This is a genomic window from Enterocloster sp. 210928-DFI.2.20, from assembly GCF_020554465.1.
Classification (GTDB): Bacteria; Bacillota; Clostridia; order Lachnospirales; family Lachnospiraceae; genus Enterocloster; species Enterocloster bolteae.
Genome location: NZ_JAJCHK010000008.1, coordinates 61,870 through 79,325, shown reverse-complemented (window position 1 = coordinate 79,325; position 17,456 = coordinate 61,870). Strand labels below are relative to the sequence as shown.

Genomic DNA, 17,456 nt, shown 5'->3' with positions numbered 1-17,456 from the left:
CTTACCCTCCTTATCTGAGATAATAGGCAGCCTGTCTGCCAAGGTTTTCTGTAAGTGCTGTTTCAAATGTTCTTGATACATCACCGCATTTGCTTGCAGCATGTGTACATTCATGGATCAAAGTTCCGGCAAAGCTTTTGATGGAACTAAGCTGCGACCGTCGAATCCAGATTGTGCGTGTTTTGGCATCCCATAAACCTAATGTAATGGTTTTCTTTTCATCCGTGTATAGTTCTTCTGATATTTTCACACTTGCAATTACGCCCGGAAGCCCATCCATAAATGCTAAAATTTCAGGCATCATATTGTAGACTTCCTGTTCAGCTGGTGTGAAATCGGAGATATTTAAAGCATCACCCGAGAAGGTATTATTTTTGCTTTGTCTATATTTTTCAAGTGTCATAACTGTACGGATCGATCTTGCTTTTTCTTTCAGTTTATCTGGGATAATGAAGATCTGATACCCTTCATCCTGCGCATCCGATACTTCGGCACGGCGTTTAACCGCCTCATCCCCTGTAATAAACAGGAGCTTGTCGTTTTTACGAGAAAGCTGCTCAAGAACGTAAAGCTGAACATCGATCCAGTTCATTTCATCATGACCGCTGCCTTTCGTGACCTGCTCAAGATCATGCATGTAGGCTCTGAGAACCACTTCATCTTCAACACTTTTTACGATGTTTTTGATAGAGTCTGTATAAGCTGCACGACCGACATTATCACGTTCACGGTTCAGGGCTTTCCGAAGTTTATTTGGAAGATTCGTAATGTTGTAAGAGAAGAGAAAATTGCCTTCTTCCGCTACCTTCACACCATGGATATAGATACCTGCATTTGCATGAATCGGCTTTTCAAGAACTGCACCAAAGCCCGTGTCTTCCAGTACGGTTTCATGCGAGAAGCAAAGGAAAAGGTTCTTTGCCTTTTCAATATCCTTATCAGTACAGCCGTCAAGTGAAACATCCGTGCCGACCATGTTTGGATCATCCGGATCTGAGATTTCAGCATGAAGCGTCATAACATCATCAAATCCAGCCTTTTTCATCTGCTTTAGAGTGATCACTCCATAACAGGAACGGATCGTCACATGAATCCCATTACGATAGAACACAGCAAGAGAGTCTTTCAGTCCAACACCAAACTTTCCAATAAGCCCTTCTGCAGATAGTTTTTCGTCATTCTCATTCTGCGTAAGATGGTGGTAGTTGAGGCCCCTTCCGTAATCCGTGATATGCCAGACACCGTTCTCTTTATGGATACAGATTTCTTTAGTTCCTGTCAGCTTCTGTTCGTCCAGAGCATTTGCGATAATTTCACGGACGGCATGGTAAACTTCCCAGTTTTCCAGTATTTTTTCTATGTTGAGGTCAAATTCTTTCGTCATATCTTTATGCCAATCCAGATTTTCTGATCTGTTGACTTAATACAGAAGCCAGTTCATCAGCATTCTTCCATGATAACGTCTGAACCTGTGCAATATCAAAATGTCTGTCTTTGAAATCTGTATCCTTACATGTCATAATTACAGTTTTACCTAATGCCTTTGCATATCCAGCTTCATAATAAACTCCGTTATTTTGTGAGGTTAAATCAGCCACAAGAAATTTACATGCTGTTATTTCATCGAGCATTTTTACATAGATATTATCGTTGTGAGAATCTTTATCCAAGAAATATGGTATGTTTCCTGTATTTCTCAAAGCACTCTCAATGCCAAAACGAATTTCATCGACATACTGGCATTTTTCTTTGTTCATTGGCATTGATACGAAAACTTTTCCACCACAGTCTGTAAGTGGTGAAATTTCTGGTGTTTTGGTATTTCCTTTAGCAACATCATAAACATATTTAAGCTGCTCATTCGAAGCATGAGTGGTTAAAAATTATGTAAGGTTTCCAAATTATCTGCATGAACCGCCGAACTTGCACCAAAGAATTTTTTCGAGGGTAATCCCATAAAGGCGAGTACATCTTCGATAATGCCATGTTTTCCAAATGTGTAATAATCTCTATTAGTTTCCGCATATTTAGCAAATTCATTGAATATCATTTCTGCATTCATTCAATCACCTCGTTTCTGCAATCAATTTTTCCTGTTACTGCATAGTAAATGAGAGATTTCTTATATTCTTCCCATTTACTAATTGCGTTTTGCTTCTTTGCTATAAGAGCATCTATCGTTATACATTTATTCTTGATGTATGTAGCAATTTTTGCCTGCTCATTATCTGGTGGACAAGGAAGTTTTAATTCTTTAAATGCTGGAGCCTGAAGACGTTTTCTGCCTACTTCAGCAACTCCTTGCGCTAATCCATAATAAACTTTATTAAAATACAAACTTTGAAATACAAATTTGTAGTAATCATCGTTTACCGATTCCTTTATTTTATGGAATACGCGATAGTCTGGACTGGTTACGCCAGTGAGTGACGAGAGATCAACCCATCCGGTTAATAGATCCATGTGATTCATGGCAAAGTCGCCAGGGAAAACGAACTGATAATTACTATAATTTTCCGCCACCTGTCCTTCATTGGAAGTAATGTCTTTTATTTTCAATCCTTTTTGAGTAATAGAAATAACATCAAATCCTTCCTGTCCAGCTATACGTTTGAGGATGCGAAACAAATACTTGGTTTTCGCAACCTTCCACCCATCCGGAATTTCTCTAATCCATTCCACACCAGAATCCTTCATCTTCGCATTCGGGTCAATTCCCTTAGTAACTGCCTTTGTAATGACTGCTTTCTTGTATTCTTCCAGTTTTTCAATGGATTTTTTCGTCTTTTCGATAGCAGTATCGATAGCCGTGCACTTGCGGTCGAGGAAGTGGACGATCTGCTGCTGTTCGACAGGAGATGGTGCGGGTATTACCATCTTTTTCATTTCCTGCCACGATGTTGTACGTAAATCATCAACGATTCCATGACCGAGCCGATAAAATTCTGATGAGAACATATCAGAATGAAAAAGCCAATTATAATATTCATTGTTCATTCCGTGGCGAGGCTGTAATACGGTATTTATCAATGATACCGAACCGTCATATTCGGATATTCCACATGAACCTCGTCTGTCAGATCTACTATTAATCGCAAAATCACCTTTTTTAACCAATTTTCTGTTGTCGTGATCGTCTGTTTTTGCTGTGGATGCAAGCTGCGGAACAATACCTTTCATTGTAACAGATAATGGAGGATAGTCTTTATCACTCACCTTTGTAGAGCGAGGAAAGTATAATGAATCGATTTTACAAACATCCCAATTCTCAGGAATTTCTCCAATCCATTTCACGCCAGATTCTTTCATTTCCCTACTCATTCAAACACCCCTTTCAGAGCTGCTTCAATTTCCGGCTCCAATGCCTTGATTTCAGCCATGATGTCTTCCGGATTACGAGGAGCTTCATAATGATAGAAATACTTATCGAAGGAAATCTGTGTTCCGACAATCCCAACTTTCTGATCGCCCATGATTCCGGTATCTATCACGGATTCATCTACCCATGCATCCGGCACATACGGATATACTTCTTTCTCTATGTATTCGTTGATATCCTGTGTATGTGGAACTTTCTCCGTATCTTTTAAATCTGCATCTGCCACTGGCTTTCCGTTCTTATCGTAAACGATATCTTCATCCGATTCTGTCTTTACACCAAACACCTTAATAAATGCGTCCTGAAGCTGCTTATTGGTGATTTCCGGTTTTTCAAGCTTATCTCTGAAATCGGAAGAGTGACTGATAAACCAGTTATACTTTACTGTCTGTCCATCATAAGCTGCTACTGCACGCTTCAAAGAGTCCTTATTGCCATCAGAGAGCTTCTGCATAGCTTTGATGGTGAATAAATCATCCCATTTATCAAGATCAAAGGTAATGACCTGCTTTAATGGGCGCTGAACCGTAACAGCACGGTACATAAATTCCTCGACCGGAAGCAGCATGGATTTACCATGGTCATGTCCGTCAATATATGTCTGGATGATCCACTTCATTTTATCTTCCGAGACATCCTTACGCTTGTTACCAAGAGACTTTCTGCGAAGTTCTCCGCAATCAGAAGCATCGATAAGCTGGATCATGCCCTTACGTGCTTCATCCTTCTTTGTATTTAAGATCCATAAATAGGTATTGATTCCGGTACGGAAGAAGATGTCAGTCGGGAGCTTCACTATACAGTCAACGAGATCCTTCTGGAAAAGCCATCTTCGGATATCGGAAGGGCCGGAACCTGCATCACCATTAAAGAGAGGAGATGCAGATAACACAATACCGCCCTTGCTGCCGCCTTCCTCAGCGGTCTTCATATGAGCAACCATATTCTGAATAAAAAGCATGGATCCGTCACTAATAGAAGGAAGTCCTGCACCGAATCTTCCGGCGAATCCATGCGCTGCTTCAGACCTTACTTCATCAGCTTCCTTTTCCCATTTTTTACCGTAAGGCGGGTTAGATACGCAGTAATCGAATCTCATATCTGGGAACTTATCATCTGAAAGAGTGTCTCCGTTTTCGATATGTGCGGATAAATCCTTGGTCTGGTCATAAACGTCTTTCTGTTCATCCGAAACATTACGAATGAGCAGATTTGCCTTACCCATCGCCCATGTAACGCCGGACAGTTCCTCGCCATAAGGGACAATAACTGCCGGAGCTTTCATTTCCTTATTTTCATGCCACTCATTCAGAAGGTCGAGCGCGTCTGTGATAAATCCTCCAGTTCCGCAGGTCTGATCATACAATGTACGAACAATACCTGTATCAGAACTCATCAATTCATCATCGTTTGCAAAGATCATGCCTACGCAAAGACGAACCACATCCTTTGGAGTCATGAAGTCCTCGGCATCCTCCGCGATCTCATCGCCGTATCTCTGAATGAGATGTTCATAGATATCAGACATATCACGGTCAGAAACCGTAGTTGAATCGAACGGAAGGGCAGAAAACTTCTGACATACCGAATAAAGCATGCCGTGATCCTGGAGTTTTTTGCAGGTGCTTTCCATATCGAACTTCAGCATGATATTACGGGCATTCGGTGAAAAACCATTAATATATGAATCGAGAGCTGCGTATGTATCACCGGCACCAAGATTGTTCAGTCTGAACGGGGTAACATTATAAAACGCCTTGCCGGAATACTGGCAATAGTTGTCGGATTCACGTCCCCAGTCCTTTTCGTGTTCTTTTACTGCATCACATACAGCAGCTCGTGTTGGTTCAAGAGCGCATTCCAGTCTGCGAAGAAGCGCAAACGGAAGTACCACCTTGTTGTAATCTGCGCGGGAAATAACATCCCTTACATAATCCGCAATGTTCCATATTTCGTTAACATAATCAAGATTCGTTTTTTTCTGTGTTTCAGCCATTATCATTCTCCTTTTGCATCGTATTTTTCATAAATCAATATGTCTGAAATCAGCTTATAGAGCTGATATAAAATGCTCATTTTCAACCACTTATTGAGGAATCTCTACTTATCATTGTACTACTAACAGGGCTGTTTTTCAACCAGTTATTGAGGAAACACGTATTTCTACAATGGCATAAAAATACCGAGCAAGAATCATCTTACTCGGTAAATTCGTATGACATTCTTCAACAGATTTCAACCTGTGAGCATCATAAAGCTTATTATTCAAAATTTGGATTTTCAACCACTTATTGCGGTTAGCCTATTAATTATTTAGGCAAATGACTTGTCGGGGTTAAATAGAACAAAGAAATATATTCTACTAAGATTGGCAATAAAAATAGATAATGAGGTTTGACATTTCCAAAAAGATAGTACTCACTTTGGTAAATCGAGACGCACCTGCATATCAACAGCAAACAGGTGGGAGTATTTGATATTGATGCCAGGATGCCTTATATCTTATAAGTAAGTAAATTTTAGTACGAAAATTTGAAGGTGAAACACGTTCATTACTATTTGGTCCGCCAACTGAAAGGCGACGGAATGGAGATTAATATGGGGATATTATACAACCGTTTGTTGATAATTTTAAATGATGAATTCAGGGACCTCATTAATTATTATATCGCGTTGATAATGCTTCAACAAACATAGAAGTGATGGAACTGACAGAGTTTGGAAACTAATGTTAGATATGTCCTATTATCTAAAATAAATTTTCTTCCATTATGACTTTCGATATGTATGTTCATTATTTAGTCGTCCCAATAGAGGTGGAGAGCGAGACGGTTGGGAAAGATGAATTTATACGATTGTAGTTAGCGAATTACCCATTGTGAGATAGTGTAACATGTAAAACAGCAGATACTTGCGTCAGTGTACAAAGTGATACATGATAAAAAAACAAAATAATGGACTGCCAACCAATGAGAACACCGCCCAAGTAGAGACTATGGGCGGTGTTCTCATGTAACGGCGGAAAGGAGGATTTCTCCCTAAACCTCGGGCCAAGTTGGCTCGAGGCCGTAAAGGGCCTGACTGAAAAGTTAAGCCCTTTTTTCATGCCATCAAACGAGTGGCGGGAATTGGCCGTAAAGAAAAAGCCGCCTATACGGAGTATAGAGCGGCAAAGGATAAAATGCGGGAGGTCTTAACGGTCAAGGCAAATATTGATGCTCTGCTGGGCGATACCCAGCGAGAGCAAAACAAGGAACAGGAGCGATAGCGTATGGACGGAAAAGGAGCAAAGCGACGCCACAGCGATGCCGAGACTTCGGGCCAATTTGGCCCGAAGTCACAGGCAGAGCGGACAAGGGGTTGGGGCTGGCCCCAACAAGCGATTTTCGCAGAAAATCTTAACTGTGGCCACAGTTGAATTGCTTGCTATTTAGCGCAACCCTGAAAAATAGAGGATATACCGAACCTTTGACAGGTGGATTGCAAAGTGCTATCATATTTGTAGATAGCAAGGTGCAATCTAAAAGGAGTAGCGATATGTTACAGCAAGTATCGGATTTTGAGTTGGAGTTAATGAAAACTATTTGGGAAAATGGCGGGACAGCCCTTTATGCTGAAATAGTCGAGGGATTGGAAAAAAAGGATATGTCAACAACAAAAAACACAATTATATCTTTGCTTCTGCGTCTGATTGACAAGGGATTTTTGAAAACAAACAAGATTGGCCGCCGGAACAAGTATACCGCCCTTGTTTCCGAGGCAGAGTATCAGGCGGTGCAAACGGAATCCTTTCTCGAAAAGATTTACGAGGGGGACGCAAAAGAACTGATTTCAACGCTGATACAAAGGGATTTGATTTCAGCCGACGAGTACGAGGACTTAAAAAAGCATTGGAAAGGCGGTGGCAAGGTGGAATGAATGGGCTATTAAAAATTATCCTGTCATTAACTATTTCTGGGGCCTTACTGATTTTTGTTTTGCTCGTGTGCAAGCCTTTGATAAAGGACAAATTAAGCAAAAGATGGCAGTATTATATTTGGCTGATTGTTGTTGCCCGTTTACTGCTCCCCATTGCCCCGGAAACGAACCTTATGGGAATGGCTTTTCAGCATTTTGACTATACCATGATACAGGCGGACACAAGCCTACAACCGGAACCGCCTAATTCGCCAGAAATAGATTTTCCCGATCAGTACCACGTTCCCGGTCAAGTCGGTGCAAGTGACGGTGAACAGCTGAAGCCTGATAAAGTGGCAACACCCAACAGATTTGAAATGGTAAAACAAAACATCGCCGTTATCTGCTTGCTGGTCTGGTTGATTGTCGCCGTTGGGTTGCTCATTCGGAAAATAACTGTATATCAAAGTTTTGTTAAGTATATTAAGGCTGGACGGATTGAGATTTCGGATATGGCACTTTGGGAGCTTGTAGGAAAACTAGTTGAGCAAACCGGCATAAAAGGGGCTGTGAGGCTTTACACAAATAGCCTGATTTCGTCCCCGCTTCTGATTGGATTTTTCCGTCCCTGTATCATGCTACCCACTACTGAACTTTCAAAATCCGATTTTGAAAATACCATTTTGCATGAGCTGACACATTACAAGCGGCGGGATATGTTTTATAAGTGGCTGGTGCAAGTTACAACTTGCCTCCATTGGTTCAACCCTTTTGTTTACCTTATGGGCTGGGAAGTTAATCGGCTCTGTGAACTTTCCTGTGACGAGGCAGTTATAAAATCAATGGACGCGAGAGGACGACGGGCTTATGGTGATACCCTGATAAATGCGATGGGTATGGGAGGGAACTACAAGGATACTATTGCCTCCGTTACTCTAAATGAGGGTAAGCAACTATTGAAAGAAAGGTTAGACGCAATTATGAAATATAAACATAAATCAAAATTATGTATCGCAATTACTTTTGTTTTTACTGTTATTTTATTTTGTGGATTCTCCTTTATTGGGGCATATGCAGCCAATTTTGATGCCGATACAAATAACAAATTTCATAGTATTAAATCTGCGACAACTATTCTTAACAATGAACATGATATAACAACTATTGATATTTCCGCGACTGTTGGTAATTTAACAATTTTGTATGGAGATAAGCCACAAATTGAAATCGGTGGAGAACTTGTCAATCACGCTTCTTTTTCTTATGATAACGGGACACTTATTTACCGTGATGATTTTGAAGAAAACAACCAATCTTTTAATGATATTAACAATGAAGAATATAAAATCATCATTACAATACCACATGACCTTGAAATAAAAACACTTTCTGTTGATGTGAGCATCGGTTCTATTGATTTACAAAATATCATGGCAAATAATGCAAAACTAACTGCTACTTCAAAAATAAATCTCAATGGCTTTCATAGCGGAAGTCTTAAATTGAATAGCACTTTAGCTGATATTAGTGCCGCTAATATTTCTATATCAAAAGAGCTTAGTTTATATTCATACGGAAGCACAGCCATTGTGTCAGGAACTATTAAAGGGAATGTGCTGATTGACAGTGCAGGTATAAGCAATATAGATGTTACATTTCTTAATTCGGATAGGGCAAATTATTACATTGAAAGCACATGGGAACCTGAATCCCAAAATAAAGAACCCGGAAACTTCATGCTTGAAAGTGGCAAAGTGGGTCTTTTGATTGATGGAGAAAAGTATAGCGTAGAGTATACGAATTCCAATGTAGCAGCACCTAATAAATTAACCATCATTTCCCGTGAACTAATGCCAATGGATAATATCGCGATAAAATTTACAAAGTAAGTTAGACTGATTAAGATAAACTGAATAATCACTTCGGGCCAAGTTGGCCCGAATTCCACGAAATCTCCGCCGCAATAACGGCGAAAGAAAAAAACGTCGTTGAGGGGGTATTTCGTGTTGTCTCTTTGAGAGAGCGGCGGTTTTGAAATAACAATTTCAAGGCCGCCGTTTTCTTTTGAAAAACAAGATAACAGGGGGCGTGATAAAGTCGCGCTTCTTATATGTTTTATGACAGGAAGAAAAGATATTGGACTGAAACGGGTATTGATGAATCTCTTTGTCAGAAATGGATAAGGAGAGACGTCTGTGTACAATCCTGCTTGCCAGGATAAGGGGCTGATGGTATAAGGCAGAACTTCTTTGTGGAAGTATTACCTTGCAGATATCATCCAACCAGCATACACAGTCTATATTATGGTTGGGGTAAGTTACATAAGTTTGGATGTAACTTTGTTTTTTTCGGCAGTAGTGGCTCCCGTTATCATAATCAAATCAAGACCGTTATTTCCATTTGTGTCTACGGAAGTAATGGTCTTTTTTTGTTCAGGTTTCACCGGTTACCGTCATGTAGAGCACCACCTCTAGTTCTGGATTTGCAGCAATGGAAATCCCAGAATTGGAGGAATGCAATATGCGGAAAATTAGATATTACATCCATGAAGAAAGTACTTTTAAAGAGGTCACATATGAAGAATATCAGTTATACGTAGAATCAAGATGCAAGGAACAGCCGGTATATGCTATACGAATTGGAGACGCGGTCATGGAGGTACCAAAAGACATGTACATGGAGTTTTACAGGGAAAAGTCCAGAGAAAACTATTTGTTGCGAATGGTAGCAATATATAAGGAAATTCCATATAGCAACATGGATACGGATGAAATAGTAGGGGAAGAAACTCTTCCAGATGAAACCGTTCATGTGGAAGAAGATGCATTTAACCATGTTCTATATGAACACTTAAGATATTGTATTGAACAATTACCAGAAGAAGATCAGGAGTTTATCAGAATCGCCTATTTTGATGGGATAAGTGAACGTGATATGGCGAAGTCTTATGGCATATCTCAGCTAGCAATTCACAAGAGAAAAAAGAAAATATTATTCGATTAAAAAACTTTGGGAAATTTGATTTTTTTGGTTATCACTAGGTTGTTTTTTTACCACTAGCAGTGAGGGGGTAATTTTTATCCCGGATTGAACCTTGAAAAGTTCATATCCAGCCAATCCGTTACATTGGCTGTCCGGTCGTGAGGAACGGAAGTGACATGAGGGGCTCGCAATGACTGCCTGCGGGATGCTATTCCTGTTGAACAGCATGACCGGGGACTACGCAAGGGCGGCCGCCAGAGAACCTGGCGGAGGTGAAACTCCTATGATGTTTGTTAGCTGCAGGTAGGCGGATTGGCTGCCCTGTCCGGCTCCAATAATCTGTCTGGACAAGCTTCTGGAGTAGTGTCGAATAGAAGCGCAGAATAACTTGTAAAGAAGGTGATTTCGATGCCAGATCATGGGGCCGCCTGTCAAGACCGGCTGCGTGACCTGGCATTGAGAACGATAGGAGGATGGACAAGCATCTAATGGACCAGTTGCTGCCATATTATTTCACTCCAGATATCGATTGTGGGGTCAGAGTGGCGCAGACAATTGGCACAGGTGAAATATATCGTTATATGGAAAGCCAGAAACTGTCAAGAAGAAAGGAAGGAGAGAAAAGAATGTTATGCAGGGGAGATCTTTACTATGCAGATTTAAGTCCGGTGGTTGGCTGTGAACAGGGAGGGGTACGTCCGGTACTCATTGTCCAGAATGATGTCGGAAACCGCTACAGCCCGACCGTAATTGTGGCAGCAGTTACAAGCCGGATGGAGAAGCATCCATTGCCGACCCACGTATTTATTAACAGGAATTCCGTTCTGCAAAAGAATTCCATTATCATGTTGGAACAAATTCGCACAATTGATAAGTCAAGGCTATTGGAGTACATAGGACACTTAGATCATAGAGATATGAGGGCGGTTGACATCTCGTTAGGAATCAGCTTGGATATGGTACCGGAGTCTGGTGGGATATTTTGGGAGGAGAGGCAGAAACAGGGAGTGGTGCTGACTTAAAGCATAAAATGAAGCTGTGCCGGATTGGAACAGCTTCGTAAGATGTAATAGGACATACCGATATTTTCATAACATAAAATGACTGGTATTTATCGAAGGGAGAGCGTGAGTGAAAAGGAACTGTGTTCAGAATGTTATTGTCCATATTCCTGACAATATGGATCTGCACGCACTTTCCGATAAAATCAATGAGTTCCATTTAGAGGTGGTGGAACGCAGGCTAAACAGTTCTAATCTAACGACCGATGATAAGATAGCCGTCATTGATAAAATACTGGATAACCTGAAATCACGTGAGTTTGATGGAATCATCAAATAAGTGTTTGTGAAGCCGCCATACATTGTAAGGTGGCTTTGCTTGTTTTTGTTCCCAGCTGCGAATGGTAAGATGTTTTACGTCCATAAGCTGTGCAAGCTCTTGTTGCGTGATATGGTTCTTTTTACGATAGGCCTTCAGTTTTGAAGCCCAATCCTCAAAGCCATATATTGGTAGGATTAATTCGGCTGTTTCTTCATTGTCAGCGCCGAGGAACATTTTTGTTTCCCTTTGTATGGTGGCGGAAACCTTCCATTGCATGGCACAAAGTTGTTGGTTATCATGGCAATAAGCCGTTCTCTGGGGGAATCAATGATACGGCATCCCACAATGCCCGCTGCGTTGCATCCGAATCCCATACACATGGTTAAAGCCTGTTTGCCGCAGGCATGGCAGCTCTTAAAGGGTTTATCCAGGTTATAGGCAATCCTGGGCAGATAACCCGAGTCCTCCAACAGGGTAAACAGAGGAAAGAAGATGGCCATGGGCGGCAGCATTACCGAGACAACCCAGGCCAGAACCCGGTAGACTCCCAATATCAGCAGCCCGTGAAGCCATTGGGGGGCGCCTGCGGCCATGAAGGCTTTGGTGAGCTGATCCTGGAGGCGGAACAGGGCGTCCGCCAGCATCTGGGAGGGGTAATTGGCGCCTGTGATGGTGAGCCAGAATACCACGGCCAGCATTCCTATCATGACGGGATAGCCTGTAAACCGGCTGGTGAGAATCTTATCCAGCTTACGGTCCCCCTCATTGTAGCCGTTTTTGTGGAACTGGACCGTATCACGGCATATTTTTTCTGCCGATGCCACCAGGGCAGCCACGATGCGGTCCTTTAGAATTTCATTGGTAATGCCGTACTTGGCCAGATGCTCCCTGGCCTGTGACAGGGCAAGGCTTATCTCAGGCACTTCCAGTATATCCTCATTCAGATATTCCCTTAATTCTTTCATAAGGGACGGGTCGCTGTCCAGAAGCTTTAAGGTGAGCCAGCGTGAGCTGACCTTTCCCTCCACCCTGGCCTTTACGGCAGGCTCTGCCATGGCGATGGCCTGTTCAATAATGGGGGAGTACTCCACCTGGTAGGGAGAGGCGGTTTGTGTACCTTCCACCAGGTCATCCAGCTGTTTCATCAGCTGGTCAAGGCTTCGCTTTTTCCTGGCAATGGTGCCGGCCACCGGTACGCCCAGCTTTTCCGACAGCCCCTTCAAGTCAATGGTGATATTCTTGCGGGCGGCTTCGTCCATCAGGTTCACACATACCAGGACCCGGTCCGATATTTCCATGGTCTGAAGTACCAGGTTCAGGTTGCGCTCCAGGCAGGTGGCGTCGCACACAACCACAACCCCGTCGCTTCCGCCAAAACAGATAAAGTTGCGGGCCACTTCCTCCTCCGCGGAGTGGGCCATGAGGGAATAGGTGCCGGGGATATCTACCAGCACGTAGCTGTGCTCCTTTGTCTTACAGTAGCCCTGGGCATTGGTCACGGTTTTTCCAGGCCAGTTTCCGGTATGCTGGTTCATTCCCGTGAGATTGTTGAAAAGGGTGCTTTTACCTACATTGGGGTTGCCTGCTATGGCGATTATTTTATCATCAGGTGTCTGTTTTTTTATCTCCAGTCCGGAATCCACAGCTCCCATTCCGACGGATTGTTTGGTCAGACCCATTTTAATACTCCTTTTTCTTTTTTTATTAGGCAATTCCATATCTGACCTGAGTCAGATGATGTTTCTTACGACAGCTGTTTTTGGGGAGATAATTCACAGGCTGGTGCAGCCCTCCATTACCTCCTGCTCGCTGAAACCAGTGCAGGGCTGAACCAGTATCCCGCGGCAGTCCTCTGAGCGTATGGCGATGACAGCACCGCGAATCAGGTAGGCGCAGGGGTCTCCCAGAGGGCTTTGCCCAAGGCACTCCACCTCCGTATTTTCAACCAGGCCGATATCCAGAAGACGCCTGCGTATGCTGCCTGTGGAAGTAAGCTCTTTTACACGTGCCCGGTTTCCGGGTTTTATATCATTCAAACATAGAAATTCTTTCATAATTACAATACCTCGCAATAGATTTAGGATAGGGAAACTTTTTCTTACTCATATAGTATTACAGGAGGGACACTTTGGTTACTGATAAAGATGGATTCTATACCATGAAAGGATATGAACGCTCTGCTTCCGATGAGATGACTTCATCCATGGAGGATTATCTGGAGATGGTGTGCAGAATGGAGGAAGAGGGGGAACCCATCCGTGTCAGTTCCCTGGCTGCCAGCCTTCACGTACGGCCCTCATCCGCCTCAAAAATGTTGGATAATCTGAGAAAAGCCGGATATATTGATTTCAAGAAATACGGCTCCATCATGGTCACGGATAAGGGATATGAGGAGGGCAGGTATCTGCTGCACAGACACCGGGTGCTCCAGGATTTTTTCTGTACCCTCAACCATACGGAGGATGAACTGGAGCTGGTGGAAAAGATTGAACATTTTATCAATCACAGGACCGTGGAAAATATGGAGCAGGCTCTTTCTTTCCTCCGGCATAAGAATGATATGACTGGAAAAATGGGATAAAGTATTGTATAATGTGTAATATGCAAAATGATAAAGGAGAGACATTATGAACGATGATAACTATGTAGAGTGGCTTGTGAAGAGAAAAGATCCGGCATATGCCGTTCCTGTAAAAATACTCATGATTGTGGTCTGTATATTTTCCGTCCTTTCAGCGCTGCAGACTGTGTTTGGAGTAATTGTTATGACCATAGCAGGTGTGGCTACCTATTTTGTGTTCCTGAACCTGAGTGTGGAGTTTGAATATCTGTTTGCAGAGGGCGGTCTGTCGGTGGACCGTATCCTGGGAAAGGCAAAGAGAAAGAAGATATTTGACTGTGAGAAGGATGACATCCAGATTGTGGCGCCGGCAGATTCCTTTGTGCTTAAGGATTATGAGAAGCAGGGCATGAAGATAAAGGATTTTTCGTCCGGCAGGAAGGATGCCAAGGTGTACGCCCTTATATACCAGAAGGGTCCGGACCATTTTAAGGTACTGATTGAACCAAATGAGAGAATGATAGGAGCCATGCGCAGAACCTTTCCGCGAAAGCTTGTGATGTAGGGCAATGGGCATATAGGGCAGGTCGGTAGAGAACAGGCCGCCGGGGACAGCCGAATAACAGCTGTCACGGCGGCCTGTCTTTTTATTTTGCTCTATTTCAGGTTTTCACCGCTTAACATGAATTCTATCAGCCGGTCCATGTCCTCTTTTTCATGAACCACTAATTCCAATTCCTTAATATATCCGTTGGAACACATATTGGCAATGGAAAGATACTGGGATAGCTTTGACTTTAGGTTAATCCTGTCGCCCTCCGGGGATACCAGTTCGATTTTTCCTTTACACTGGTCCACTGCTTCAAAAAAAGCTTTTACATCTGAGATGTTTTCCAGTTTCATACAAAACCCTCCGCTTCTGTTGGTGTGTACTGCATTGTGTGAATTATGGTGGTATCAGGCACTCTAATCACTGTTATGGATACAATACAGCGCTGGTTTATAGATTATAACCAGTATATCAATGGGGGATGAAGATAACAATCCGCAATTTGACTAAAGATGAACGAGATAAACAGGGGGAGAATGTATATTAGCAACAAAAATAAATTAAAAATTAAAAATTTAATATTGCATTATTTCATTCTATCCTTTATAATGATAGTACGAGTAAAGGAGTTGTTGAGATGAGGGTAAAAAAGAATTTAGATAAGATTATCTACGATCAGATTATTGATAGTTTTATCCTCGGTGAATATAAGATGGATGACGCTATCTCACTTGACGTTTTATGCGAAAAGTATGAAGTCAGCAGAACACCGGTGGTTCAGGCGGTGAAGCTTTTAGTCAATGACGGAGTACTGGAAAAGCTCAGCAACGGGCGTGTGGTGGTTCCCACCTTTGACCAGAACCAGATTAAGAATATCTGTGATGTAAGGCTTATGATTGAAAAGCATGCCATAGAGCATTATCTTTCAGCGGCAGCAGATGTGTCCTCATTGCTTGACCAGCTAGAGATATGTGCTAAAAAGTGTGAGGAGTATCTGGATAAGGGGGATTTCCTGGAGCTGTCCAAGACAGACCTGAGGTTTCACCGTGTGCTGGTATCCGGGGCCAGGAATGAATATCTGTCAGAGCTGTATAAGAGGATACAGGGCCAGTTCCTGGTGGCCAATTACCTTGTGCTGCCGTTGAGAAACAGGAATTTCCGTTCCACAGTGGATGACCATTATAAACTTCTGGAGTACTTAAGGAATAAGGATATGGAGCAGTCTGAAAAGATGATTGCCGGCCATATAAACAACATATTCTACATCATCACCAATCAGAAGTAACAGATGCGGAAGCAGTAAATGCAGTCATCAAAGACGCGGCAGACCAAGAAGTAGCAGACCAAGACGCAGCAGACCAAGAAGCAGCAGACCAAGACGCGGCAGACCAAGAAGCAGCAGTCAAAGACGCAGCAGACCAAGACACGCAGCGCTCCAGGACGAAGCAGCTTAAAAAACAGTAATCTATATGCAGTAATCTAATATAAGAAGTTTGGCATTAAGCTAAGAATCAGGCAATCCATGTTTCCATGAATTCAGGTCAGGAGTTCATGGGTTGTCCGGCACTTAGTTTGGTAACGTGTACTCTCAAATAAAAAATTTTAATTTTTAATTTATTATTTTGCCATAACAAATTAAAAATTGCGTTAAAGGAGAGGACAGAGATGTTTGAAGGTAAACATATTCAGGTAGGGGCCGGACGTTATATCCAGTGCCATGGCGCACTGAAGCGTGCGGGAGAGGAGATGGTATTTTTCGGAAAGAAGGCTTACCTGCTGTACGGGGACGATGTGGTGAAGGGAAAGTCCAGCCAGGTCCTGGAGGAAAGCCTCAGGAAATCCGGGATTACATTTCAGTCGGAGATATTTGAGGGACCTTCCACGGAAAAGAGCTTTGGAGAGGTAGCTGCCAGGGTCAGGGAATCGGGAGCTGAAATCGTGGCAGGAATCGGGGGCGGCCGTATCATAGACATTGCCAAGGCAGCCGGGGATATGGCAGATGCCAGTATCTTTACCATACCCACATCCGCAGCCACATGCGCGGCCTACGCTGTTCTGTATGTGGTATACGGCGAGGACGGCAATGTAGACCACAGCGGTTTCCTGAATCATGAAATCAGCGGGGTCATTGTGGACATGGATTTGGTTGTCAATGACTGTCCAAGGCGCTATTTTGTGTCGGGCATCGTGGATGCCATGGCAAAAAAACCGGAATTCAGCTTTACCATGGCCCATCTGAAGGATGAAGGTATGATTGCCACCTCGGAGATAGCCACAAAGATTGCGGATTTTACCTACAGTAAGTACATGAGGGACACCAGACAGGCCCTTAAGGATTTCGATGACGGGAAGGACAGCATGCTCATAGATGATATGGTGAACATGAATATCATGCTGACCGGCATGGTGTCAGACCTGTCCACAGGAGGCAAGCAGCTGGCCGTTGCACATAATTTTTATGATGCAGTCTGCTGTATGTACAAGGACGTGAGAAGAAAATATCTTCATGGGGAAATCGTTGCCATGGCCCTGCCTCTTCAGCTGGCTGTCAACGGACGTCCGGAGGCGGAAATAGAAGAACTGAAGGCTTTTCTCAGGGAGGTGGGCATACCTGTCAGCATAAGGGAGGCCGGGATGCCCCAAGATGGGCTGGAGGAGCTGATTACGTATGTTCACCGGGTTACGATTCCGGATGACATGGAACTTCTGGAACAAATCCGGGATGGTTTTAAGTATATCATGTAACTAAAAACATAAAAATTCAA

The 17,456-nt window shown here is 42.9% G+C and carries 18 protein-coding genes; 9 read left to right on the top strand and 9 right to left on the bottom strand.

The genetic code is table 11. The annotated features are described in order from the left end of the window. Positions 1–10: 10 nt before the first annotated feature. The 5 genes from LI015_RS09780 to LI015_RS09760 all read right to left on the bottom strand — a co-directional run bounded on the left by LI015_RS09780 (position 11) and on the right by LI015_RS09760 (position 5,375). Complete coding sequence (locus LI015_RS09780; protein ID WP_227124746.1) at positions 11–1,384, bottom strand: hypothetical protein; 1,374 nt, start codon at positions 1,382–1,384, stop codon at positions 11–13. Positions 1,385–1,388: 4 nt separating this feature from the next. Next, a complete protein-coding gene (locus LI015_RS09775; RefSeq protein ID WP_227124744.1) occupies positions 1,389–1,763 on the bottom strand; it encodes a nucleoside 2-deoxyribosyltransferase in 375 nt (124 codons plus the stop codon). A 113-nt stretch (positions 1,764–1,876) separates the two neighbouring features. Beyond that, the gene (locus LI015_RS09770; protein ID WP_227124741.1) at positions 1,877–2,062 is read right to left on the bottom strand and encodes a hypothetical protein; all 186 of its coding nucleotides are present in this window, start codon (positions 2,060–2,062) and stop codon (positions 1,877–1,879) included. Beyond that, a complete protein-coding gene (locus LI015_RS09765; RefSeq protein ID WP_227124739.1) occupies positions 2,059–3,321 on the bottom strand; it encodes a restriction endonuclease subunit S in 1,263 nt (420 codons plus the stop codon). Before LI015_RS09765 ends, LI015_RS09770 begins: the two co-directional genes overlap by 4 nt. Then, on the bottom strand, positions 3,318–5,375 hold the full coding sequence (locus LI015_RS09760; RefSeq protein WP_227124737.1) for a type I restriction-modification system subunit M: 2,058 nt from the start codon (positions 5,373–5,375) through the stop codon (positions 3,318–3,320). Before LI015_RS09760 ends, LI015_RS09765 begins: the two co-directional genes overlap by 4 nt. Positions 5,376–6,916: 1,541 nt before the next feature. Here LI015_RS09760 and LI015_RS09755 point away from each other — a divergent pair. The 5 genes from LI015_RS09755 to LI015_RS09735 all read left to right on the top strand — a co-directional run bounded on the left by LI015_RS09755 (position 6,917) and on the right by LI015_RS09735 (position 11,599). Further along, positions 6,917–7,297 carry a BlaI/MecI/CopY family transcriptional regulator gene (locus LI015_RS09755; protein WP_227124879.1) on the top strand — a complete coding sequence of 127 codons (381 nt, stop codon included), beginning with the start codon at positions 6,917–6,919 and terminating at the stop codon, positions 7,295–7,297. After that, a complete protein-coding gene (locus LI015_RS09750; protein ID WP_227124735.1) occupies positions 7,294–9,165 on the top strand; it encodes a M56 family metallopeptidase in 1,872 nt (623 codons plus the stop codon). The genes LI015_RS09755 and LI015_RS09750 overlap by 4 nt, the downstream gene beginning before the upstream one ends. A gap of 631 nt (positions 9,166–9,796) precedes the next feature. Beyond that, the gene (locus LI015_RS09745) at positions 9,797–10,279 is read left to right on the top strand and encodes a sigma-70 family RNA polymerase sigma factor (RefSeq protein WP_227124733.1); all 483 of its coding nucleotides are present in this window, start codon (positions 9,797–9,799) and stop codon (positions 10,277–10,279) included. Positions 10,280–10,884: 605 nt separating this feature from the next. Continuing rightward, positions 10,885–11,280 (top strand): type II toxin-antitoxin system PemK/MazF family toxin, encoded by a 396-nt coding sequence (locus LI015_RS09740; RefSeq protein ID WP_227124726.1) that lies wholly within the window; start codon positions 10,885–10,887, stop codon positions 11,278–11,280. Between the two features lie 109 nt (positions 11,281–11,389). Next, on the top strand, positions 11,390–11,599 hold the full coding sequence (locus LI015_RS09735) for a hypothetical protein (protein ID WP_117626492.1): 210 nt from the start codon (positions 11,390–11,392) through the stop codon (positions 11,597–11,599). On the opposite strand, the gene LI015_RS28995 is transcribed toward LI015_RS09735, so the two are convergent. The 3 genes from LI015_RS28995 to LI015_RS09720 all read right to left on the bottom strand — a co-directional run bounded on the left by LI015_RS28995 (position 11,570) and on the right by LI015_RS09720 (position 13,635). Further along, positions 11,570–11,815 (bottom strand): helix-turn-helix domain-containing protein, encoded by a 246-nt coding sequence (locus LI015_RS28995; RefSeq protein WP_195420554.1) that lies wholly within the window; start codon positions 11,813–11,815, stop codon positions 11,570–11,572. The two genes, LI015_RS09735 and LI015_RS28995, sit on opposite strands and share 30 nt — an antisense overlap. Continuing rightward, positions 11,776–13,260, bottom strand: a complete 1,485-nt coding sequence (gene feoB, locus LI015_RS28710) for a ferrous iron transporter B (RefSeq protein WP_002569950.1) — start codon at positions 13,258–13,260, stop codon at positions 11,776–11,778. The genes LI015_RS28995 and feoB overlap by 40 nt, the downstream gene beginning before the upstream one ends. A gap of 93 nt (positions 13,261–13,353) precedes the next feature. Then, entirely contained in the window at positions 13,354–13,635 is a 282-nt protein-coding gene (locus tag LI015_RS09720) for a FeoA family protein (RefSeq protein WP_002569949.1), read from the bottom strand. A 74-nt stretch (positions 13,636–13,709) separates the two neighbouring features. Between LI015_RS09720 and LI015_RS09715 the strand changes: the two genes are divergently transcribed. Both LI015_RS09715 and LI015_RS09710 read left to right on the top strand, forming a co-directional pair. After that, the gene (locus tag LI015_RS09715; protein WP_002569948.1) at positions 13,710–14,162 is read left to right on the top strand and encodes a metal-dependent transcriptional regulator; all 453 of its coding nucleotides are present in this window, start codon (positions 13,710–13,712) and stop codon (positions 14,160–14,162) included. Between the two features lie 46 nt (positions 14,163–14,208). Further along, positions 14,209–14,706 carry a DUF6106 family protein gene (locus LI015_RS09710; protein ID WP_002569947.1) on the top strand — a complete coding sequence of 166 codons (498 nt, stop codon included), beginning with the start codon at positions 14,209–14,211 and terminating at the stop codon, positions 14,704–14,706. 92 nt (positions 14,707–14,798) lie between these two features. Here LI015_RS09710 and LI015_RS09705 read toward each other — a convergent pair whose 3' ends face one another. Further along, positions 14,799–15,044 carry a hypothetical protein gene (locus LI015_RS09705; protein WP_002571921.1) on the bottom strand — a complete coding sequence of 82 codons (246 nt, stop codon included), beginning with the start codon at positions 15,042–15,044 and terminating at the stop codon, positions 14,799–14,801. Between the two features lie 284 nt (positions 15,045–15,328). On the opposite strand from LI015_RS09705, the gene LI015_RS09700 reads away from it, so the two are divergent. Both LI015_RS09700 and LI015_RS09695 read left to right on the top strand, forming a co-directional pair. Then, positions 15,329–15,976 (top strand): GntR family transcriptional regulator, encoded by a 648-nt coding sequence (locus LI015_RS09700; protein WP_002569945.1) that lies wholly within the window; start codon positions 15,329–15,331, stop codon positions 15,974–15,976. Positions 15,977–16,356: 380 nt separating this feature from the next. Then, on the top strand, positions 16,357–17,436 hold the full coding sequence (locus LI015_RS09695; protein WP_227124724.1) for an iron-containing alcohol dehydrogenase family protein: 1,080 nt from the start codon (positions 16,357–16,359) through the stop codon (positions 17,434–17,436). The last annotated feature ends 20 nt before the right edge of the window (positions 17,437–17,456 follow it).